18 protein-coding genes are annotated in these 24,014 nt (G+C 42.9%); 11 read left to right on the top strand and 7 right to left on the bottom strand.

Annotation, left to right across the window (positions count from 1 at the left end; translation table 11 throughout):
• Positions 1 to 42 precede the first annotated feature (42 nt).
• From fghA to ispH, 6 genes are all read right to left on the bottom strand, one after another.
• Positions 43 to 933, bottom strand: a complete 891-nt coding sequence (gene fghA, locus HCZ91_RS01695) for an S-formylglutathione hydrolase (RefSeq protein ID WP_179797643.1) — start codon at positions 931 to 933, stop codon at positions 43 to 45.
• A 113-nt stretch (positions 934 to 1,046) separates the two neighbouring features.
• The gene (locus tag HCZ91_RS01690; RefSeq protein WP_179797641.1) at positions 1,047 to 2,528 is read right to left on the bottom strand and encodes a C13 family peptidase; all 1,482 of its coding nucleotides are present in this window, start codon (positions 2,526 to 2,528) and stop codon (positions 1,047 to 1,049) included.
• A gap of 320 nt (positions 2,529 to 2,848) precedes the next feature.
• Positions 2,849 to 4,810 carry a molecular chaperone HtpG gene (gene htpG, locus HCZ91_RS01685; protein WP_179797639.1) on the bottom strand — a complete coding sequence of 654 codons (1,962 nt, stop codon included), beginning with the start codon at positions 4,808 to 4,810 and terminating at the stop codon, positions 2,849 to 2,851.
• A 503-nt stretch (positions 4,811 to 5,313) separates the two neighbouring features.
• Positions 5,314 to 6,129, bottom strand: a complete 816-nt coding sequence (locus HCZ91_RS01680; RefSeq protein WP_179797637.1) for a thioesterase family protein — start codon at positions 6,127 to 6,129, stop codon at positions 5,314 to 5,316.
• 54 nt (positions 6,130 to 6,183) lie between these two features.
• Positions 6,184 to 6,432 carry a hypothetical protein gene (locus HCZ91_RS01675; protein WP_102092783.1) on the bottom strand — a complete coding sequence of 83 codons (249 nt, stop codon included), beginning with the start codon at positions 6,430 to 6,432 and terminating at the stop codon, positions 6,184 to 6,186.
• 53 nt (positions 6,433 to 6,485) lie between these two features.
• Positions 6,486 to 7,442 (bottom strand): 4-hydroxy-3-methylbut-2-enyl diphosphate reductase, encoded by a 957-nt coding sequence (gene ispH / locus HCZ91_RS01670; protein ID WP_179797636.1) that lies wholly within the window; start codon positions 7,440 to 7,442, stop codon positions 6,486 to 6,488.
• A 373-nt stretch (positions 7,443 to 7,815) separates the two neighbouring features.
• On the opposite strand from ispH, the gene gmk reads away from it, so the two are divergent.
• From gmk to HCZ91_RS01630, 8 genes are all read left to right on the top strand, one after another.
• Positions 7,816 to 8,442: a guanylate kinase gene (gmk, locus tag HCZ91_RS01665; RefSeq protein ID WP_179797635.1), complete on the top strand. Its 627-nt coding sequence runs from the start codon at positions 7,816 to 7,818 to the stop codon at positions 8,440 to 8,442.
• Between the two features lie 164 nt (positions 8,443 to 8,606).
• Entirely contained in the window at positions 8,607 to 8,867 is a 261-nt protein-coding gene (rpoZ, locus tag HCZ91_RS01660) for a DNA-directed RNA polymerase subunit omega (RefSeq protein WP_057761396.1), read from the top strand.
• A gap of 339 nt (positions 8,868 to 9,206) precedes the next feature.
• The gene (locus HCZ91_RS01655) at positions 9,207 to 11,405 is read left to right on the top strand and encodes an HD domain-containing protein (protein WP_179797634.1); all 2,199 of its coding nucleotides are present in this window, start codon (positions 9,207 to 9,209) and stop codon (positions 11,403 to 11,405) included.
• Between the two features lie 113 nt (positions 11,406 to 11,518).
• Entirely contained in the window at positions 11,519 to 11,899 is a 381-nt protein-coding gene (locus HCZ91_RS01650; RefSeq protein ID WP_179797633.1) for a RidA family protein, read from the top strand.
• 147 nt (positions 11,900 to 12,046) lie between these two features.
• Entirely contained in the window at positions 12,047 to 14,335 is a 2,289-nt protein-coding gene (locus HCZ91_RS01645) for a primosomal protein N' (protein ID WP_179797632.1), read from the top strand.
• A 234-nt stretch (positions 14,336 to 14,569) separates the two neighbouring features.
• Positions 14,570 to 15,751: a cation diffusion facilitator family transporter gene (locus tag HCZ91_RS01640; protein ID WP_179797630.1), complete on the top strand. Its 1,182-nt coding sequence runs from the start codon at positions 14,570 to 14,572 to the stop codon at positions 15,749 to 15,751.
• A 307-nt stretch (positions 15,752 to 16,058) separates the two neighbouring features.
• Positions 16,059 to 16,763 carry a hypothetical protein gene (locus HCZ91_RS01635; RefSeq protein ID WP_179797628.1) on the top strand — a complete coding sequence of 235 codons (705 nt, stop codon included), beginning with the start codon at positions 16,059 to 16,061 and terminating at the stop codon, positions 16,761 to 16,763.
• A 91-nt stretch (positions 16,764 to 16,854) separates the two neighbouring features.
• Positions 16,855 to 18,741 (top strand): monovalent cation:proton antiporter-2 (CPA2) family protein, encoded by a 1,887-nt coding sequence (locus tag HCZ91_RS01630; protein WP_179797626.1) that lies wholly within the window; start codon positions 16,855 to 16,857, stop codon positions 18,739 to 18,741.
• Positions 18,742 to 18,799: 58 nt separating this feature from the next.
• On the opposite strand, the gene HCZ91_RS01625 is transcribed toward HCZ91_RS01630, so the two are convergent.
• Positions 18,800 to 19,729, bottom strand: a complete 930-nt coding sequence (locus HCZ91_RS01625; protein ID WP_179797624.1) for a DUF2628 domain-containing protein — start codon at positions 19,727 to 19,729, stop codon at positions 18,800 to 18,802.
• A gap of 201 nt (positions 19,730 to 19,930) precedes the next feature.
• Here HCZ91_RS01625 and trmB point away from each other — a divergent pair, with 201 nt between their 5' ends.
• The 3 genes from trmB (at position 19,931) to HCZ91_RS01610 (ending at position 24,012) form a co-directional block, all read left to right on the top strand.
• Positions 19,931 to 20,770, top strand: coding sequence for a tRNA (guanosine(46)-N7)-methyltransferase TrmB (gene trmB, locus HCZ91_RS01620; RefSeq protein ID WP_179797622.1), 840 nt, complete (start codon positions 19,931 to 19,933; stop codon positions 20,768 to 20,770).
• Between the two features lie 1,057 nt (positions 20,771 to 21,827).
• Positions 21,828 to 22,880 (top strand): recombinase RecA, encoded by a 1,053-nt coding sequence (gene recA / locus HCZ91_RS01615; protein ID WP_179797620.1) that lies wholly within the window; start codon positions 21,828 to 21,830, stop codon positions 22,878 to 22,880.
• Positions 22,881 to 22,920: 40 nt separating this feature from the next.
• Entirely contained in the window at positions 22,921 to 24,012 is a 1,092-nt protein-coding gene (locus tag HCZ91_RS01610; RefSeq protein ID WP_179797618.1) for a regulatory protein RecX, read from the top strand.
• Positions 24,013 to 24,014 lie beyond the last annotated feature (2 nt).

Below are 24,014 nucleotides of genomic sequence, written 5' to 3'. Positions count from 1 at the left end.
ATGGAGTAGCGAAAAATGTATCACGGTCATCTGAAACACATCTTAGCTCATTTGAGCCATGTGCCAATGATGTTCGATATGATCATTAATCACCGTTTGGATAAAATAATAGCTGTGGTCATGACCTGCCTGATAACGTAATGTTAAGGGCTGTTTGGCTTTTTCACAAGCAGCTTGTAGTTTAGAGGTCTGTAGCTGACCTTCTGCTAAAAAGTTATCAGCCGCGCCTTGATCGACCAAAATGCTCGAATACTGCTGGCCAACCTTTTCAATCATTTGTGAGGCATCGGCTTGCGCCCATAGAGACTTATCATCACCGAAATACTCTGTGTAGGCAGCTTGCCCCCATGCAGACTCACTCGCCGCACATACTGGCGATAAAGCCGATACGCTGACAAACTTACTTGGGAACTTAAACCCTAGCAATAACGCGCCATGACCACCCATTGAGTGTCCTGTGACACCGATGCTGTGAATAGGAAACTCTGAACGTAGTAAGTCATATAACTCATCGACAATATAGCTTTGCATATTAAAATTGTCTGACCACGGCGCTTGAGTCGCGTCAACATAATAACTTGCACCTTGACCAACAAAATAGCGCTCATCATTTGGTACATCGCTGTCTTCACTACTTCTAGGCGAAGTATCAGGTGCGATAAGTATCATACCAAGCTCGCTACATTTTTGCTGAAAATGCGCTTTATGAGTGACATTATCGGCATTACATGTCAAACCTGATAGGTACAATATCGCAGGACAACGTCGTCCAGCCAAGGCTTCATCAGGTAGATAAATACTAAACATCATAGAAGTTTTAGTAGACGTCGACTCGTGACTATAATAATGCTGCTCACCGTTGAAACAGCGATTCACGCTTTTTTGGGTAAGCTGTTTATTGGTAGATAAACTATGACTATAAGAATTCTGCATGAGTGATATCCCTTTTATTCAAAATAGAACCAATGACGATGTTTAATAAATGCTCAACATCTAATAGTAAATCTGATATTGGCATTTATAAAATGCCAAATCTTACTTTGTGCTTATTCAGCGGCTATCTCTACTTCGTCTACCGATAGATTAGTAGCATTGTCAGGTAGAATATTAACCGTTGTAGAAGTAGCATTATTTGTAATACTAGCAACGGATGGACGCGCCTTATCAAACAATACTTGCTCAAACGCAGGCAATGCTGTCTCCATTAAGCTACCAATCACCATTTGCGGCTCTGACGGCTCAAAGCCCATGGCGCTCTCACGCTCATTGACCCGTATACTGGCATCCTTAAAAGCCGACTCAAAACTGGTATTCCCTCGTAGGCTTTCAGCAAAAAATGCTTGACCAAAATAGGTCATCTCAGCTGTATTAGTGCAGCCAAACGATGCTCTGTCAGCGGCTGATGCAGTAATCACTACCGTGGTTGGCGATGCCAATTCGTCAATAAACGAACCTGAGTAGCAGGCAGACACCACAATCACACGCCAGCGAATACCCGATGCGTCTAGCGCGTCACGCAACCATGTAGCATCTAAATTATCCATCGCAAGCGGCGGATTTGCCAACTGAACGATATCTTGGTTACCATGTGAAGACAACGTCAGGAACAACACATCTTCATCAGCATTCATCTGCTGACCGATTTTCTTTAAGCCGCGCAAAATGCTGGTCTTAGTAGCAATTGGCTCATCGAGCCAGCTATAAGTATTATTAATCAGCGATAGTGAATGCCCGCTAGTACCAAAGCGTACATCAAACAACTCGCGCACCTTGTTAATCTCAGAGCGAAAGACGTTTTGATCAGAAAATCCTGCCACTCCCATGAAGTACCAGTCGGTTTTGCCATCGATACTTGGGTCTATACTATCCAATGCTTGCTGTAATAGACGTGGCTGCTGATACAGTGCCGCCTCTTCTAGTACAGGCTCTACAGGTATTTGCTTAAAGATTGGCTGGTCAGCGACATTACGCTGCCAGATGGTCAGCAACGCTACCGCGCCAACCAATACAATGATTCGCTCCCACCATGGTATACGCAGACGACGGGAGAAAATCCACAATAGAGCTAGCGTTTGCCATAAGAACAATACTAAAAAAAGTACTGGTAAGAACGAATAACTCCAATTTGGCAACCAACCATAGCTACCAAAAAACTGCACCAAGCTCTGTAATAAGGCTGACAATGTATCGGCGACCAACCACAGCACTACTGGTACAAATACCAATGCTTGATTGCTCGCTCGCCGAGCCAAAATGATACCACCAAGCAAAATAATCATCGGCCAGATCAAATAACTGACCAATCCTTGCTCATTAAATATGCTGCCACTTTCAGCAGCTAACCATGAAAATAAGACATTACTACCAAGCGCCAATAGTGCAAATACAGCAAACTGTACAAAAGTGGGTTTAACCCAAGAAAAAGCCCGTGTTGAGCCCACTAGCATCCACAAAGTTGCAATAATATTGGCAGCGAAATTGAGCGAAAAACGCTGAAGCGAGACGGTTTTTAACGACGTAAGTGACAAAGACTTAGACCTCTAGCCAGTCGAGAAAAATAAAATGACTCAATGATAATTATCTTAATGTAACAGCCACGCGGTGCAATCAATTGACGATTTTTTGTACAGCATGCAGACATCGATTTATATTGAATTCACGATGGAGTGATTATAGAAGATGACCAGCACTGCTTAATATTTTAGCTCGCTAATCTATCGCGATTGTAACGGATTGTCGGTTAAGAGGATAAGGCTGATTTGTAAAATTCACTTAAATTCGACCAAAAATTCAAATAAAAAAGGAGGCCTCTGATATAAAGCCTCCTTTTTTTACTAATTACTAAACATTATCTCATCAATAGCTCATTGACGCGTTTTAGGTAAGCGGCTGGATCGTCTAGCTGACCGCCATCTGCCAATAACGCTTGATCAAAAATGACTTGGGCCAGATCATCGAATTGCTCACTGCTCTCAAGCTTCTTGATGAGTGGATGGTCAGGGTTTACTTCTAGCGTTGGCTTACTTGCTGGTACGTCCTGACCCATTTGCTGTAGCATCTGAATCATTTGTGGTGATAGCTCACCTTCACCAACAACCAAGCAAGCTGGACTATCGACTAAACGAGTAGACACTTTGACGTCTTTAGCACGCTCGCCCAACGCAGCCTTTAATTTATCAACTACTGGCTTTAGCGTTTCTTGTGCTTTCTCTGCTTCCGCTTTTTCTGCTTCATCTTGCAAGTCGCCTAGGTCTACTGCGCCTTTCGCGATGTTTTGCAGCGGTGTCTCATCGAATGAGGTCAAGAAGTTCATTGCCCATTCATCAACACGGCTAGTCATCAAGATAACTTCGATGCCTTTTTTCTTGAATAACTCAAGTTGCGGGCTGTTTTTCGCAGCGGCTAGGTTATCAGCGGTGAGGTAATAGATGGCTTTTTGGCCATCTTTCATACGACCTTTATAATCTTCAAAGCTTGTTACCAAACCATCTTGGGTGCTAGTTGTATAACGCAATAGCTTAGCAATACGTTCTTGATTGCCTACGTCTTCGCCTAAACCTTCTTTGATGACATCACCGAACTCTGCATAGAACTGTGCAAATTTTTCTTGCTTGTCACTGTCTTCGCTATTGGCAAGACTTGCAAGCAGCGTCAAGATACGGCGAGCGTTACCTTCACGAATAGATTTTACATCACGTGACTCTTGTAATAGCTCACGGCTCACGTTCAATGGCAAGTCTGCTGAATCAATCACACCTTTCACAAAACGCAAATACATCGGTAGCAATTGCTCAGCTTCGTCCATGATAAAGACGCGTTTCACATAAAGCTTTAGACCATGCTGCTGCTCACGAGTATATAGATCGACTGGCGCTTTTTTAGGGATATATAGTAGCTGTGTATACTGTACGCGGCCTTCGACACGGTTATGCGTCCAAGTAAGCGGCGCGTCCATGTCATAAGAGATATTCTTATAAAAATCGACATACTCGTCGTCTTCAATTTCAGAGCTAGAGCGAGTCCATAGTGCACTGGCTTTATTGATTGTTTCCCACTCATCAGTGAGTACCATCTCGCCACCAGCAGGCGTGTCGTCGTTCTCGTCTTCTTTTACATCTTCTTGCCAAATCTCTTTACGCATTTGAATTGGCAAACTGATATGGTCAGAGTATTTATTGACCAAACGCTTAATTTTGCTGCGATCTAGATAGTTATCTTCGCCCTCGCTATATTCTTCTTTTAGGTGCAAAGTAATGGCCGTACCGCGCGTGTCTTTGGTAATAGGCTCAACAGTAAAGCTACCAGTACCATCTGATACCCAGCGCACGCCTTTATCAGCAGGCTCACCCGCTTTACGTGATTCAACACTGATGGTATCAGCGACGATAAAACCAGAGTAGAAACCAACACCGAACTGACCAATCAATTGACCGTCTTGCTTTTGTGATTCAGACAGTTTATCCAAAAATGCTTTGGTGCCTGACTTAGCAATCGTACCTAAGTTTTCGATTGCATCGGCTTCGTTCATACCAATACCATTGTCGGTAAAGGTAATAGTTTTGGCAGCTTCGTCAACAGCGATGCGGATTTTTAATTCGCCATCATCTTCATAAAGGCTGTCATCATTTGTGCCTTCAAAGCGCAACTTGTCACAAGCATCCGACGCATTAGATACCAACTCACGGACAAAAATATCAGCGTTAGAATATAGTGAATGCGTTACCAAATGCAGTAACTGCGCCACTTCCGCTTCAAACGTATGTTTTTTTAATTCTGGATTCAGACCTTCAGCTTGAGTTGCTTCACTCATAAAAACTCCTTTAAATTCTATGAAAGACCTATTATCAGATAACGATACACTCACCAAAGATGCTCTAATAATGTTAGAGAACCTGCCGTATGCAATACCGTTAAACTGTCTATACTAATAGGGGCATTGAGAAAAAATTCAAGCTCAAAATCTTTATTCCATAAAAAACACCGCGCTTGTTTACCAAGGCGGTGTTCTGGTGTCAGTTATTTATTTGCTCAGTTATTTCCTGATATAGCAACCAAAGCGCAAACGACAGCAACTATTCTGAATATGCTTCTATCAATATATCCCAGAGAGTCGTCAGCTTTTTTGAAAATTGCGTATGGGTTTTCATAGTAATCTCTATGTCGATTAACATCGGCTTGTTAGTAATATTATCTTTTCAGTAATATTGTCTTGTTAACCACTATTAAAACCATTTCTCCAACATTTGTATAATTAATTGATTACAACGCATTGTTTTATTTTTCAAAACTATAAGCCGAATGACTCTTGATCCTTTAACGTGGCATCGGACGAATAGTAAGGATTTGCTCACTACGACCAAAAGGGCCGTATACATCGTGCAGTACCGCACTGGTCAATCCGATACCATCATCGCCATATTGTTGTACAGCCTCGATACCGAGCCAGCGACCTTTTGGCGAGCGATGCATATGGATTTGCAAATCCGTATTGGGAAACATCCATTCTAACTTAGATAAACCAAGACCCAATCTTGGTACAACACCATTGGCAGTATCGACCATACCTAATAGATGCACCAAATCATCAGTAGCCTCGCCTTCAATCATGTCGAGATCATTGGTAATCCATACCATACCGCGACCAGAGCGACGGTCTTCTGTCGCTACTAGACGTACGCTTTCGATAAAGCCGCCCGGCCAGCCTTTCATGCCTTCCCAAACTGGCAACTCTTCAGGTTTGTATTCTGCTGGTTGATCTTCAAGTCCAGCAATCTCACTGGTATCTTGAGTAATAAGTCGCCATGCTCTTGCAATGATGGCATCGCGGCCACGGCTACTCATGACCGCTTCGACCAGCTCAATAGTCTTGCCCGGTCGGATACAGCGAGTAGTAATAGTAAAATCGTCAAGCGGTATTAACCCCAAGATATCAAGGCTCACACGTGCGATACGAAGATTAGGTTGTGGCGCAAAGCTGTTGATCTCAGCTGTCAGTAGGCCTGTTGCTGGTGCCATGTGCTGCTCATGCTCATTCCAAGCACCTTGAGCATGCTTGGTTGGCTGATAATGCGCCACACTGACACCGTCTTCTTGTAATTCTCGTTTGATAAATTTGTAATAAGCAGTCATAGCTATCCTATATTTGGCACTTTCACTTGTATTTTTTATTTATGCTTGTACTTTCTATTTATGGATAAGCTCTTGTTTTCTTAGCGTGAGAATACGGCGAGCTTTTTGTAAGAAGAATAATAAACAGATCATAACTACTGCGAGCATCGCGTAGAAAAAGCTTTTTTCTGCCATAAACTTCATGATATTCATAAACAATACGAAAACCACTGCTGCCATCACTAGCATATTGAGTTTTAGTTGCTTGTTGACTTCAGCGAGCGTGGCCTCTGCCAATACAAATCTGGCTTTTGGTTCTTTCATGCGACCTTATCCATATCAATGATGGTTCATACAAATACAAACACGAATATTAGTTACTTACCAACCTGAGTAACAGGTATCCGCAACGCTTTCGGCAAACTAAACGTCACATTTTCTTCAATACCAGATAGCTCACTAGGTAGATCGCCACCCCAGTCTTGCAACTGTTGCAATACTTCTTGGATCAACACTTCGGGCGCGGATGCACCAGCGGTCACGCCTATACTCTGCACACAATCTAACCAACGCTTGTCCATCTCACTGGCATTATCAATTAAATACGCACGGCAATTCATACGCTCAGCCAGCTCTCGCAAGCGATTAGAGTTTGATGAGTTTGGTGAACCAACTACCAAGACTACTTCACAGCGACTGGCCAAATCTTTTACCGCATCTTGGCGGTTTTGAGTAGCATAGCAAATGTCGTCTTTGCGAGGGCCTTGGATACTAGGGAATTTTTCACGCAGTGCATCGATAACGCGCGCAGTATCATCCATCGACAAAGTTGTCTGAGTCACAAATGCCAAGCGTTCAGCATCTTGTACAGTCAATGCGGCCACATCACCTTCATCTTCGACCAGATGAATCTGCCCACCATGGCGACGATTGAAGCGCCCCATCGTGCCTTCGACTTCTGGGTGTCCTGCATGTCCAATTAACACTGCATCCATCCCATCTTGCGCAAACTTTGCTACTTCGATATGTACTTTAGTTACCAACGGGCATGTTGCATCAAACACAGTCAAATCTCGGCGCTCAGCTTCATCTTCGACTGCTTTAGAAACCCCATGAGCGGAGAAAATAACGATAGAGCCGTCTGGTACTTCATGAAGCTCTTCAACGAATACCGCACCACGATTGGCCAAGTCTGACACCACAAACTTATTATGCACAACTTCATGACGGACATAAATGGGCGGCTCAAAACGTGTCAATGCTTCATTAACAATCGCAATTGCACGGTCCACACCAGCACAAAATCCACGGGGATTGGCAAGATAAATTTGCATAAAAAGGCCTATCATTGGATAATTTATAGTTAAAACGTATTTTTGAATTTTTTATTCAAAAGTTGGGGCGAAATCAATGCTCTACTTTAGCATAATTTGCTTTTGTCGCTCTCTAAAATAGCTGTCTACTCATAGCAATATTTTGTGGGCAAACCTCAGCATACTTACGACATATTGCAAAACCAGCTTTAACTTGTATAAAAGCAGTTTATAATAATGCATCTATTATAATTTCTATCGCCATACATGATGGCGTTTTTTATTTTTTCCAGTCTTTGTTTTTGACTGAGGCACTGCTTAACTTTTTATCAACACGCATTTATTACGATACATTTTACAAGTTACCAAGACACCTTCTATTAGGATAAATTGTATGACAGGTTCATTATTCATCGTTACTGCCGCTTCAGGTACTGGCAAGACCTCACTGGTTAAGCAATTGCTTGCGACCACCAATGACTTGACTGTCAGCGTCTCACATACGACTCGCGCACCACGCCCAGGCGAGATTGACGGACAGCACTATCATTTCACAGATACCGATAGTTTTACCAATGGTATTAATGCGGGTCTATTTCTAGAGCATGCTGAAGTATTTGGTAATTATTATGGCACATCAGAGGAAAGTGTACGTAATCAGCTAGCGGCGGGTATCGACGTTATTTTGGAGATTGACTGGCAAGGCGCGACGCAAATCAGAAATATCTTTCCCGATGCCGTTATGGTTTTTATTCTACCACCTAGCATTGCGACATTACGTCAACGTCTCTCAACCCGCGCGCAGGATTCTGTAGAAGTTATAGAGCGCCGTCTAGCTGGGGCGGTCACCGAAATGGCACAATATGTGAATGCTGACTATGTAGTGATCAATGATAATTTTGATGTAGCCTTAGCTGAGCTAAAAGCTATTATCGTGGCCGACAGGCAGACACTTAGCCGTCAGCAGCAGCGCTATCATCGTACGATTAGCAACTTGCTAAACACTCAGGTAGAAGAGTAAACTACGCACAAGCAGCTAATCTCGTAAGTAGATATAAAAAGCAACTACGCGACTTGGCAAAAAATGCTATAATATTTAGCTATCCCCCTTTATATTTTTGATATTATTTTTATTGAGTGGCGGGCAAGGTCCGTTACTAATAAAAACAACCGAGGTAGCTATTTATGGCACGAGTGACGATTGAAGATTGTTTGGATAATGTTGATAATCGCTTTGAGCTAATTTTGGTCGCAAGCAAACGCGCCCGTCAATTGGCCAAAGGTATTGCCGAGCCGTTGGTTGACGTTGATAACGACAAGCCTACAGTATTGGCACTACGTGAAATTGCCGCTGGCAAAATCACACGCGACATTCTAAATCAGCCAGAGCATAATTTTGCTACTAGCTCATTAGATTTAGCATTGTCAGGCGACCACAGCTTCTAATAGGCTGTTTTGATAAGATGTATTTTATAGAGACAATAGTGTTTTTATAAAATAAATACACATCTTGATCAACTATAGAGACCACAGCATAGGCTGTGGTTTTTTGGTTGTGATAATAATGTATTGGCTATTTTGGTCACCATTTATCCCCAAAATAGACCACTGAGTGAAATTTTTTCATCGCCCACACGCTTATCAGTTGACATTGAAAGCGATTTGCGATTAATTAGAGAATGGCGTACTCATCCTTAAGTTTTGTATGGTAGGTCATTATTTAGCCTCCATTTGCTTCGGTAAGTGGCCCAACAAGTAGGTCATGGAAAATAGGATCATTATTTTATGAGTCAAACCCTACCCAAACTCAGTCATCACCTCGTCGATGATGCTCAATATAATTTACTACGTTCGGTAGGTTATCTCACTGCTGCTGAGCGCCGTGATATTGTTGATGCTTGTGAGTTCGGAGATATTGCGCACATTAAAGACAAGCGCAAATCAGGGGAACCTTATATCACGCATCCAATCGCTGTCGCTGAGATACTAGCGGGCTTTCGCTTAGATAGAGACACCATCATTGCAGCAATCCTGCATGATACGGTCGAAGACACCGAAGTTAGTGATGAGCAAATCAAGCAGCGTTATGGTGAAACTGTATCAAGATTGGTCGATGGTGTGACCAAGCTAAAGTCCTCTTCACATAACAAGCAGCAGAATAAAGCGGCCACCTTTCATAAAATTTTAACCGCCACTCTCGCTGATCCGCGTGTACTCATTATCAAGCTTGCTGACCGTCTACATAATATGTCTACGCTTGACGCAGTACGTCCTGAGAAGCAACGCACCACAGCTCAAGAAACCTTGGATTTTTATGTGCCATTTGCCCGATTAATGGGTCTGAATGATATTGCTGACTATATCGAAGTATTGTGTTATCGCAATTTAGACTCTGATATGTACAACAAGCTGTCCGATAAACTGCTACAGCATGGGCTTGGACGTAACTTTCAAAGAGAGTCCATTCATCGTTATTTAAGTATCGTGCTAAATAACTTGGATCTCAATGGTCTGGTCAAAGTCTTAGACAATAGCGTGGTCATATATCGTCAGTTTTTCCGCAATCGCGGTGAGATTAATGCGCTACTACGTCACTATGCGTTTGAAATCGTCCTCGACAATATCGAAGCCTGCGACAAGCTAGCCTATTATCTAATCAAAAAATATCAGATTGATGATACCCATATTGCGGATAATATTCGTCGTCCGCTGCCAGGTGGTAACCAATCCCTCACCCTCATCTATGAGCGTGATAATGACGTGGTAAAAGTTACTATATTGACCAAGCAAATGCAGAGCGCTGCAAGACTTGGGGTCATCGGCGCAGAGCACGCATCTGATGTCAGTCAGTCGGTTATCCAAGCGTCATTGCGCAACATGAAAGATTTGGTCGATGAAGACAATCTGAATGAAAACAGTCCTGATTTTTCAGCAGCAGTCTCTACTATTAATGAGCTGATGGATTACCTGCACTCTAGTAAAATAATTTGCTACAGTCCTCAAGGGCGTGCTTACGAGCTTCCACAGGGTGCAACCGCGCTAGATTTTGCCTACGCGGTCGGGCCTATGATTGGTAACGTTGCCGTTGGTGCAAATATCGATGGTAAAGCTGCAAAGCTCGGCACCGTGGTAAAAAATGGACAGTCCGTTGAGATAGAAGTAAACAGTCACTCAGAACCAAAAGCTGAGTGGTTGGGATTTGTAGTGACTAACAAAGCTCGTGAAGAGATTTTACGTTGGTTCAAAGACTTATCTGTTGCTGATAAACAACACCATGGCAGGCAAGCATTAGATCGTGCGCTCAGAACGCATCAGAAAAGTTTTGATGACTTGACAGATGCTGACTGGAAAGACCTGACTGAATGGCGCGGCCTAACTGAAAAAGATGCGTTATTTGAACAAATAAGCTCAGGTACGCTACTTCCTCAATTAGTCGTGACACGCTTGTTTAGTGATGAGCTGAGCGATCTACAGGCAAAAGTACATAGCGATGATATGACCCAACCGCAACAGCTGATTGCGAATGCTGCTGGCGTCGAGCTTGATTTTGCTAATTGTTGTCATCCAATATATGGCGACCCTATCGTAGGCCATTTATCACGTCATGGTTTGGTCGTTCACCGTCATAAGTGCTTCTCACTGGACGATATCCGCAAAGACAATCCTTATCAGGTGATCCAGCTACGTTGGCGAAATGACAATGCGGTCAAACAAGGCGACATCGGTGAGCATGACCTGAAAAATAGCGGTAAGATTCGTTTTCCTGCTTATTTAAAGCTCTCTATTGCGCTTAGTGACGAGCAAATCAGTGAAGTTATCTATCACTTACGCCAGCTCAATATGGGTGTTGAAACCGTTGATGTTCGCAATACTGATACCATTATTCATATCGTGGTACGTAGTCGCAACCACTTAGCACAGGGTATCCGTGAACTACGCTCGCTGCTAGGTTTCCCTAACATTATACGGTTATATCAATTATAATAAGCGCATTTTCTGATTTGCATCACTGCTATAGTCATGATGCAAATAGCTAAAATAGAACTGCTATTCTAGTAGCAATGAATCACTCACATAAAATATAAAAGGGATACCCCATGACTCGTCAAACCATCCAAACTGATAAAGCACCTGCAGCGGTCGGCACTTATTCACAAGCTGTAAAAGTCGGCAATACTGTTTATATCTCAGGTCAGCTTGGTTTTGATCCTGACACGATGGAGCTAAGAGAAGGTTTTAAAGCACAGGCTGAGCAAGTATTTGAAAACATCAAAGCTATCTGTGAAGCAGCTGGTGGCAGTCTAAATGACGTGGTCAAATTCAATGTATCTTTGACTGACTTGAGTGATTTTGCTGTCTTGAACGAAGTGTTTGTCGCCAATCTAAGCGAGCCGTACCCTGCCCGCGCTGCCGTTCAAGTAGCTGCTCTACCTAAATGTGGTGTGGTAGAAATTGAGTCTATTCTTTATATCGAATAAGACAATATTTAATGCTTAGTATTAAGTGCTAATTTTAGCAACAGCCTATAAGTCATATCACCATAAGCTTAGCATCATGCTAAGCTTATTGGTCTCCGTTCTATTATTCTGATCTCATATTCACCTAATAAGACTGCGAAGCCGTTTATGTTGGTACAAGTTGCTCTGCCCGTTCCCCTTTATCGGGTGTTTGACTATAGCCTACCAGCTGATATGCTTGCGTTGCCAGACAGTACGATACCGCAAATTGGCAGCCGTGTTGAGGTTTCATTCGGTCGTCAGACTCTGATTGGTATTGTGATTGCTCATATTTCACAAGACGATAGCAGCGTACCTGCTAACAAGATCAAACCTATTAATAAATGTCTAGATGCTGAGCCTATTTTGGACTCGGACATGCTCAAGCTTGCCTACTGGTTGGCACGCTATTACCACTATCCACTTGGCGACGTGTTAGCAGTTATCCTGCCAAGTCTTGTCCGTCAAGGCAAACCATTAGACTTGCTGATTACCCATTGGCGTATTTTACCTCATATTACTGATGATGATTTTCGAGCCAATGCTAAGAAACAAAAGCAGCAGTTCGATATGCTAAAGCTACATGGTCAGCACGGCGCCAGTGAAGATGTATTGCTACTAGAAGGGATGCAACGAGCCTTTTTAAAGACGCTAGAAGATAAAGGGTTAGTCGAACGCTATATTCAGCCAAAACAAGCACCTGCTCCAGTCAAACTGGCAAAAATGCCACTTGATCTCAATGATGAGCAGAAACTTGCTGTCGACGCTATTATTGCTGCCCATGAATCAGATACTTATACTGGTTTTCTGCTCAATGGTATTACTGGTAGTGGTAAAACCGAAGTCTATCTGCAAGCGATGCAAGCTGTACTAGAAGCTGGTAAACAGGTTCTTATTTTAGTACCAGAGATTGGTCTCACACCGCAAACGCGGGCAAGATTTGCCAGTCGGTTCGCAGCCCATATTGTGCTATTGCACTCTGGCATGACTAACACTCATCGCTTGCAAGGTTGGCAAGATTGCCGTACGGGGCATGCACAAATCGTGATCGGGACACGTTCGGCTGTACTATATCCTTTCGCAGATTTAGGCCTGATTGTCGTTGATGAGGCGCATGATGGATCGTACAAGCAGCAAGACACATTACGTTATCATGCTGCTGATGTCGCTCTCTATCGAGGTTTGCAGTACAAAATCCCAGTCATACTCGGTACTGCCACGCCTTCCCTTGAGCATTTAAAACTGTTCGATGATGGCAAGCTATCAGAATACCAACTGCTTACTCGTCCGGGCAATGCCGAACCTGCAACCATGCAGCTGATCGATGCTCGCTTGCAAAGTACCCATCAACAAGCCCAAGATGACGGTGCGCGCTATGATACAGGGCTGACAGATGCCATGATCGGGGCGATACGGCAAACGCTAGAAGCTGGTGATCAAGTACTAATATTTTTGAACCGTCGTGGCTATGCGCCTGTTCTATTGTGTGAGGCTTGTGGCTGGCAAGCAGATTGTCCGCGCTGTGACGCTCATCTGACCGTCCACTATAATAGCCAATCCCAGCGAAACAGTTATTCAAGCAACTCTTATTTGAAATGCCATCATTGCGATTGGCAAGCCTATATCCCTACCGTATGCCCTGATTGTGGCAGTCAAAACCTAGATGCCAAAGGTATGGGAACGACAAGGCTTAGCGAAAATCTACACGCAATCTTTGCTAATCCCCAAACCAGCAAAGAGCTCTATCCGATTATTCAAATAGACCGTGATACCACAAGACGTAAAGACAGCTGGGAAAATATTTACGAGCAAATTAATAAAGGCAACCCTGCCATATTGGTCGGTACACAGATGGTTGCCAAAGGTCATCACTTCCCCAATGTCACGCTGGTTTGCTTACCCAATGCCGATCGCGGATTTTTATCAGCAGACTTTCGCTCACCAGAGCATACCGCGCAGCTCATGATTCAGGTGGCTGGCCGTGCTGGTCGAGGTGACAAAGCTGGCCGCGTATTGATTCAAACGTTGCAACCTGATAACGAGTTACTATTAAAACTGGTCAAAGACGGCTACTTGTCATTTGCACGCGAGCTACTGCAAGAGCGTCAAATGATGGGCTTACCTCCTCATCGACATGCGGCATTGATACGCTGTGAAGGCAAAACATTGGCAGCTACTACTCAAGCGCTCAAAGATGCTATTGCGCATTTGCCGAATGCTCATAACCTCGCTGTTCTCGGTCCTATTGATGCGCCCATGAGTAAAAAGAACAGCCGCTACCATGCACAGCTTTTGCTATTGGCTAAAGACCGTCGTCAATTGCACCATGTGTTGGGACAGTGGTGGCAGCCAGTGCTTGCCCTACCAAGCGCTAAATACCTTAAGCTTACTTTGGACATTGATCCTGTCGGTTGGTAGTTCTCACGCAGCTCTCAACAAATGGGTGTATATCTTTCTACTTCTCTTCTCATCATGTTTACTTCGTCGTTACAGCTTCTCATGCTTGGCTATGTTAAATTTATAATTATCAAATGGTACGCGGTAAATGCTCTACGCCTACTCGACCAATAGCAAGCATCACTTATTAGTAAACGTCACTTATCAGTAAGTATCATCTACCGAACGCAACTATCAGCGAATTTGAGTATTATTATGAATCCAAATAATCCAAACTCTGACGAGCACAATCATAGCCAACAGTATGATAATACGGATGTGCCTAAGTACGTTCGCGAAGATGAAGAAAATAACTACACTCAAGAAAACCAAGGCCATCACGATCATGATGAGCATCTAGAGCAAACAACCACAGCACGAGATACCAAAGGCTATCAGCGCACCTTGCTGTTCAGCTTTATTATCATTACTGGTTACATGTTTATCGAAGCCATTGGTGGCTGGCTCACTGGTAGTTTGGCTCTGCTATCTGATGCAGGGCATATGTTAAGCGATGCGATAGCGCTTGGTGCCACTTTGGTCGCATTTAAAATTGGCGAAAAAGCAGCTACCCATCAGAAAACTTTCGGCTACAAGCGCTTTGAGATATTAGTTGCCACGGTAAATGGCGCGACACTTGTCATAATTGCTTTGATGATTTTTTATGAAGCGATTAAACGCTTTAACTCACCACCAGAAATTGCGACCCAAGGCATGCTTATCGTGGCGACTATCGGTATGCTGATCAATATTTTGGTCGCTTGGCTAATGCATCGAGGTAGTCAAGGTGGCGAGCCACACAGCCATAATCATGGTACGGATGATGCCAAGGTCGCAGAGCAGAAACCTAATAATGAAGAACCCGTTAACCTTAATATGCAAAGCGCCTATTTGCACGTATTGAGCGATTTATTAGGGTCAGTAGCTGCGATTATCGCTGCACTACTTATGATGGGTTTTGGTTGGGTATGGGCAGATGCAGTGGCATCAGTAATCGTTGCCGTACTTATTTTAATCAGTGGCTACCGCGTCGTACGTGATTCTGTACATATATTGATGGAAGGAACGCCTGCCAATATATCGTTAGTCGATGTGGAGCAAAAATTACTCGAAGACGCTCAAGTACAAACAGTACATGACCTACATGTTTGGAGTATTACTAGCGGTCTCAATGCACTCTCTTGTCACGTGGTGGTTGATGGTGAAATGAGTATCCATGAATCAAATATTCTAATTGCCAGTCTAGAACAAAGATTGCTAGAGATTGGTATTCACCATGCTACTATTCAGGTCGAAAGCTCGTCTCATCCGCAGAATAACTCACATAGCGATGCATTGGTCTGTGATATTTCGGGACAGCTACCAGATGGTAATAGTCATATTGGTCATAACCATTGACGATACATTTTCAGCTAAGTGATTGAATAAAGAAGTCAGTAACTTGAAACACGACCTAGAAAATACAAGCCTAGTCATCTGATGCTGGCTCATACTAAAAGTTACGTAGAATTAGAACTAGAATCTAGATCACATTAAAGCAGTCGTGATTTACGACAAACTTTTGCTTTATTCAATTCAAAAAACTTAAGTTCAAATCGGCTTATGTGGTTATAATAACTATTATAAAGTTTTGTTTAGCACCCCAGTTAATTTTTATAATCATACTTTTTGGTATTTTTACTCTATCTATTGATGATACAACACTATGTCTAGACGCTCAGCACCCTTTGTCGCCCCAGACTATATCGATGATCCTGCATCAAAAGATGGCAAAAAACACGCCAAAGTTTTGTTATCAACGCTGCAAGAAGACATTGCAAACTTTCGTAATGAACAGTTTCCACCTGATGTTTTGCGCCAAATCCGTGATATGCCTATTTATGAAGGCAACTTAGCCGAAGTCCAAACCTATCAACAACGTTGGCAAAATCTGCTTGAGCGTGCAAAGGATTTTTATCCAGCGGCCAACATGCCACCTGATTACTTGCCACTTCCTGCCAGCCTTGAAATACCACAATTCATCTATCATGTTCAGCGTCTACACTTGACTAAGACGCGCGCTAAAGAGTCCAAAAGCTTTGGGGCAGTAGGCGCCCTGACTGATAAATGTGGTCAATATACGGATGATGAAATCGAGCGTATGACAGCGGTGTTAGATAACGACGAGGAAGCGCGACTGGTAGCGCATCGTGAATTTATCGATCTGCGTGCTTATGTTTTTTGTCGCGATAGTAAGGGCGAGATGCTAGAGCCTGAGCGAGTACGGTTTTATCGTACTGGTCTGATTGTACATGCCCTGCCTGACTTTAAGATTGTTGATAGTCGTCAGACACCGCGTAAACGCCGCAACGATGCTTATAATAATCCGCTTGCAGACAATGGTGTGTGGAAAATTTATCGCAAAAAATAATAGATACTAGCGCGATATCGTTTTAGCCATACTGATTTTAGTCACGTCCATTTTATATTGTGTATTTTATTCAAATTTTTAAGGAGCCCAGATGTTTGCTGCCGCCGCCGGCTCACCAAATCTCATGTTGCAAGCCACTATCTTTTTGGGAGCAGCATTGCTCTTTGTCCCTCTCGGTAAACGCTTCGGCATTGCAACGGTTTTAGGCTACCTCATCACTGGACTCATATTGGGCCCAAGTGGCTTGGATGTGGCAGGCGACGCTGAAAGTCTATTGCACTTTTCAGAGTTTGGCGTGGTCATGCTGCTGTTTATTATCGGGCTTGAGCTCCAGCCTTCGCGGCTCTGGGCATTGCGCCGCTCTATATTTGTATTGGGCGGTTTGCAGGTCGGTTTGACTGGTACGCTACTAATGTGGCTATTACATCAGTTTTTCTCCTTACAACTAGATACTGCCTTTATTGTTGGTTTTGGTTTAGCGCTGTCTTCTACCGCATTTGTACTACAGATACTGACTGAAAAACAGCAGCTTTCAAGCACGCATGGTCGAGAAGCCTTCACTATCTTACTATTCCAAGATATTGCGGTCATTCCATTGTTAGCAGTCATTCCCTTTTTATCAGGGGTGCGTGAGCAAAGCTACGATTTGATTTATTTTGGTAAGGTTTTTGCTGTCTTTGCAGGTCTGATTTTTGCCAGCCGTTATGTGGTTCGACCCTTCTTTAAATTTGTGGCTTCCAGTGGTGCGTCGGAACTATTGACAGCGGTCGCCCTATTTATTGTGATGGGCGTATCTATCTTGATGGGTCAAATCGGTCTATCAATGGCATTGGGTGCATTTCTGACAGGTGTGTTGCTCGCTGATTCCGAATATCGTCACGAATTAGAAGCCAGTATCGAACCTTTTAAAGGGTTGCTATTAGGTCTATTCTTTATGTCGGTCGGTATGCTTACCGACGTCAAACTTATTTTAGCAGAGCCCATCTTTATTATTGGCTGTGCGCTCGCCTTGATGTTTATCAAATTTGCAGTGATTGCAGGGATTGCCAAAGTATCGGGCAATCGCTGGCCGACCAGTATCAGATTGGGTGTGACTCTAGCTCAAGGTGGTGAGTTTGCCTTTGTCCTATTTAGTGTCGCCACTGCCCAAAATGTCTTGCGTCCCGAGCTTGCTAACACCCTCAACCTTGTCGTTACCATCTCAATGGCGCTGACACCTTTGGCATTTTTATTGTTAGAAAAAGCAGGTGAACCGTTATTTGCCAAGAGTAAACCGAGTCGCGAATACGATACCATTCCCGATCATGAGCATCAGGTCATTATTGCGGGATTCGGCCGTGTGGGTCAGATTATTGGTCGTGTACTGCGCATGCATAATATCGAATTTACCGCCATCGAACGCTCTGCAAACCGAGTAGATTTTGTAAGAAAGTTCGGTAACCAAGTCTATTATGGTGACCCAAAGAACCCCGAAATTCTACGAGCGGCAGGTATTCAAAAAGCGCGGGTGTTTATTCTTGCCATTGACGATTTAGAGCGTTCTATCACGACCGCTCAATACTTACGTAAAAATTATCCTGAACTGATTGTATTGGCAAGAGCACGCGATCGTCAGCATTATTATCGCTTGCGTGAAGTTGGCGTGCGTCATATTTGGCGTGAGACTTATCTGTCGTCTTTGGACATGTCACGCGAATCACTACAGTTATTAGGTATCTCACCAGAAAAAGCGCGAGAAACAGTAAAAACATTCCGTGATTATGATGATGACTTGATCGAACGCCAACAAGCTATCTACGATGATGAAGCTAGCATGATTGAGTCCGCGCAATCATCAATGGCTGAGCTTGAAAGCTTGTTTGATGAAGACATTGGTAAAGCACGTAAAATGGATTTGACCGACTTTTATGAAGCGTTAAAGAGCCAAGCAACACCAGTTGAAGAAAAGGATGATACTGCAACGGACTCTAAGCATTAGCTCTAAGAATCAGCTCTCAACACTAGCAACACCTACAAGTACTCGTCAAATATAGCCCCTAATCAGCTATGCAGTTTTTAGGGGCTTGTTTTTTATTTAATGAGCTGGTGCAATCCCAGTTATCACTGTCTGGTATATGATAAAAGACCAGCGTCTGCTCGTTTAAGTAGCGTATCGGAAACGTCACGTTCTGAATCGTTGCCACTACCGCACAGTCGGTTTCTGTTACGCCAGCAGCTTGAGTATCGACATGCATGCGTATTTGCTGCTGCTCGGTACTCAGAGGCAAATTTACTGGGCACTGCCCTGTCTGCTGATAAATCAACGCCACTCGATTTTGGGCATTCTTTGCAATATCATAAGCATCAAACAACACTTCATTTGCTTTTGGCTTGGCAATAACCGGTAAAAACTGCACCTTAATTACCAATAGCGAAAACGCAAAAAAACCAAACCCTAATGCCAGTCCGAACAAGCTAACGCCACCTTCTCTTTGCAGATGTGCCTTCTGTGCTGCCTCATCTCGCGGATGATCATTTATCGCATCAGCGATCTCACGCCTTGCCATTCGGTAGTAATACGCATCAGTCCAGCGTGCCACCATAAACGACCAAAATAGCCAAATAACAGCAGCAATACCGATACGTGTTGTCATTTGATAAGCATCTGGTACATAGGACATCGCTACAAACTCAAAAGCGACTAGCACCAGCGCGACATTAAGCTGGATAAAAGACCACCCTGCGACACTATAGACAATCGCATCCATATAGCGCTTGCGATATAGCAACCAAGGAAAAGTGATAAAAAACGCAGCCCAATGCCATTTTGGTGACAGATAACCTTGCTGATCAAACTGCTCAAAACGTTTGAGATAATAACGCTGGGTACGATTACCGATGAACCACTTGTCTAACTGCTTACGTTTAGTAGGTGTTAACGACTCTTGATAAAATGGTGGCGGTGAATCTGTCTCAATAAATAACATGGCAACACGCTCTACTTACTGACTCTTAGGAAAAGCACTTGAAAGATACCATTATATGATAACGCTAAAACCCGTGTGTAACATAGAGAAACCACAGCACCGACCAGCAAATACGCGAAAATAGGATTGTCCGTTCACAGTTGTATGGATTTGACTTATAATAAGCAAACATCACCCACCTAATTAAGCCTTACGAATCCTATGAGTCAACATTCTGATATCAATGACAACGTCAATAGTACCGATACTACTGATGAGCAAACCCCTAATAGCACAAGCGAGCCTATCGATATCGATAACAGCACTAGCCAAGAGATAGAACCGACTTCTGACAAGCATATCCGCATCGTCAATACGTTTATGAAGCGCCGTACGCACATGAACAAAAACGCTGAGCTTGCATTAACTGCTCCAGAGTTTTCTGAGTATTTGATCAATAACAGTTTTGGTGATGGCGATCTTACCGGTATTGACAACTTACGTACGTTATTCGCCGATAGCCCTAACGGCCCAGATGCACCGCTTACGGTAGAGATTGGTTTTGGCTTGGGTGATTCGTTTATTGAAATGGCGGCCGCTGACCCTACTCGTAACTTTGTCGGTGTAGAAGTGCATGAACCTGGTATTGGTAAATGTGCTTATATGGCTGGCACCCAAAATTTGAGCAACGTAAAAATCATCAACGGTGATGCCATTCAATTGCTCAAGCAGCTACCAGAAAACCATATCGACCGTATTCAGCTATACTTCCCTGACCCATGGCAAAAGAAGCGTCACTATAAGCGTCGTTTTGTCAGTCCTGAACGTATGACCATCGTTACGCGCAGCTTAAAACAAGGCGGGTGGTTCCATACAGCAACTGACTGGGAGCATTATGCATTTTGGATGGTTGAAGTATTGGATGGTTTCGCTGGATTGACCAACAAAGCAGGTACAGGTAATTTCACTGAGCGTCCTGACTTTCGTCCAATGACTAAGTTTGAACGTCGTGGCCTCGACCGTGGGCATGGTGTTTGGGATTTGATCTATATCAAAGACTGATTAATACAGCTTTACTTTTAAGTGTTTTGACAAAGCGGCTATCTGATGTAGCCGCTTTTTTGTGGCCTTCTATAGGCTGTAGAAAATATCTCTAAAAATACTAGACATCCTATGCATAACTATGTCTACTGGCATCTTAGATGTATATCTTGAGTCATACTCCTGACTTTTAATGCCTATAGTATGATTATGCATAAAAAAAGATAAATTTATAATTTGTGAAACATAGCGCTCATAGCGTTGTTTGTAGACAAAACTGCTTCTCTAAAGTGATTAAAAACGAAATATAGAATCCATTCCTAATACTAATAATCTACGTAAACTTATGTATTATAAGGCTTTACAGAGTTCTCCCCATAAGCTGTGGATAACCCTGTGCATAAGTCACTACTTGACAACTTTATAGCTAAGCAACTTAAAGGATAAGGTAAAATCGTTCATTTTTTGTACAATTTATAAAACCTTTAAAATCAATAACTTACATTAAATTCATACACATAAAAAATTATTTTAAATAATTTCTAAAATAATTTAATTCTTCATAATGTTTCACAATTAGCAAAAATAAGCCTTTTATTTGTTGTGGACAACTCCTAAATCTATTGACAAGCATAGTTATTATCAGGTTCAAAACAACAACGGCCTATCGCATCATTTCCGTAGATTTTAGCTTCATACCATACGACAGATAGTGTCGTCTAGCATCCCTCAACGCTCATTATAGTGCTTTGCTTTTGCTATAATTACCTTATCAAATCAACAGCGTTAAGAGATTGAGTCAAGTAATGAGCACGCCAAGTCTGACTTAAAAACAACGATAACGACAGTGTGTTACGGACTTATTTTTACTTCTCTCACTATTTAATTTTACTGTATAGTAGAACGATACCTTCGATACTACTACCTATACCAGTCACGTGACAACCTATTTTTTGATAAAACAGCCAAACAATAATTGCCGACTTCATAACAGTCAGTATGCGTTTGCCAAAGGTTTTAACAGTACCAATATTTTATTTATAGCATCAACTTAACTACCGAAAACAAGGAATCCAATATGGACGACAATAAAGCCAAAGCCCTCAAAGCGGCATTAGGTCAAATCGAAAAGCAATTTGGTAAAAACACCATCATGCATCTAGGCGATGACTCGGCCATTATGGATGTCGATGTGGTCTCTACAGGCTCTCTAGGATTAGACATTGCGCTTGGTATTGGTGGTCTACCAAAAGGCCGTATCGTTGAAATTTACGGTCCAGAAAGTTCAGGTAAGACGACGATGACCCTGCAAGCTATTGCAGAATGTCAAAAGCAAGGCGGTACCTGTGCCTTTATAGATGCCGAGCATGCGCTCGACCCTGTTTATGCACGCAAGCTTGGAGTAAACACTGATGACTTATTGCTCTCGCAGCCTGACAATGGCGAGCAAGCACTTGAAATCACCGATATGTTGGTACGCTCAGGCGCGATCGATATGATCGTGATTGACTCAGTAGCTGCGTTGACGCCACGAGCTGAGATTGAAGGCGAAATGGGTGACTCGCACATGGGTCTGCAAGCACGTCTGATGAGCCAAGCCCTACGTAAAATCACTGGTAACGCCAAACGCTCTAACTGTATGGTGGTGTTTATTAACCAAATCCGTATGAAAATTGGTGTTATGTTCGGTAGCCCTGAGACCACAACTGGTGGTAACGCGCTGAAATTCTACGCTTCTGTACGTATGGATATCCGCCGCATTGGTGCGGTCAAAAATGGTGATGAAATCATTGGTAACCAGACCCGTGTTAAAGTTATCAAAAATAAAATGGCACCACCTTTCCGCCAAGCTGAGTTCGAAATCACTTACGGTGAAGGTACTAACCACTTAGCCGAAGTCATTGATTTAGGCGTTGAGATTGGAGCGGTTGGTAAAGCAGGATCTTGGTACAGCTATGGCGACGAAAAAATTGGTCAAGGTAAAGCCAACTCTGTGCTTTTCTTAAAAGAGAATCCTGCCATTGCTCAAGAAATCGAAGACAAGATACGTGACGAAAAGCTTGGTACGAAAAAAAATAGTAAAGCCGACGAAACTGAAGATGCAGAACAGGCTTCTGAACCTGTACAATAATGGTTTAACGATTAACCGTTGTCAGTCACTATGATTCATTATGAAAATTAAAACCTTAGCTGAAATTCTAGCTGAGTCGGCACCCGACTCAGCTAGTTCTGTTGATAATAAACCAAAAAAACAGTCCAAAGATTCTCATACGAAAGAGCCTAAAAAACGAGAGAAACCTAGTAAACGGGCTATTCGTTCAAGTAAAGATGATTCAGTCACGAATGACGCTACTATTGATACAGCGTTCTTTGAAGACTCCTCTCCTAAGTCAAAGAAAACTTCTAAATCTAAAAAACGTAAAAAGCGTTTTCATCCAGCGGCCAATTTTACCGCTGAGCCTAGTGACGCCCCTACATATCAACCACCTGAAGCACAAACCATTAAAGAGATGCTAGCAGAAGTTAAACTCGACATTCATAATGACGAAATTGACAACAGCTTAGCAACAGACAATGGTCGTAGCACTGAGCCGCTATCCAAAAACTCAGAAAATGAAGCTGAGCTTTTTGCTATCAATGATAGTGAAACAGACAGCCAAAACGATAACATACCAGCCGCGCTCAAAGCCTACTTACGAACCCCTGAACAAAAACAAGCAGAAATCGATGCGATCAAAGCTGAAAGTCGATTGCGTTGGCTCGCATTTTATTATTTATCACGCCGTGAATACGGTAAGGCTGAGCTAAAGCAAAAGCTGATCGACAAAGAACAAGACTCAGAAAAAATTGATGCACTGCTCGATGAGTTCGAAGAAAAAGGTTATCAAAGTGACTACCGCACTACCCTAATGCTGATACGTGAGAATATTCGTAAAGGCCGCGGACGTGGTCGGATCAAACAAGAATTCTATCGTAAGAAGATTGCTATGCCAGGTAACATCGATGAGCTAATCGATATGGCAAATACTGAGTCTGATGAATTTAGTGAGTTTGTAGATGATGATGTAGACAACTTAGTCGATGGTGTAGATTGGCTAAAACTGGCGGTGATAGCACGTACTAAAAAATACGGTAATGACATACCAGTTGAGCAAAAAGAAAAAGCTAAGCAGTTACGATTTTTGCAATATAGAGGGTTTAACACCGATATCTGCTTTGCTGCGCTCAACTATACATTAGAAACATTAGATGCACGCTTTTAGCG

Source organism: Psychrobacter sp. BI730 (assembly GCF_013414195.1).
In the GTDB taxonomy this organism is placed as follows: Bacteria; Pseudomonadota; Gammaproteobacteria; order Pseudomonadales; family Moraxellaceae; genus Psychrobacter.
Note: the sequence above shows the minus strand (reverse complement) of the source record. Positions and strands in the feature narration are given on the sequence as shown.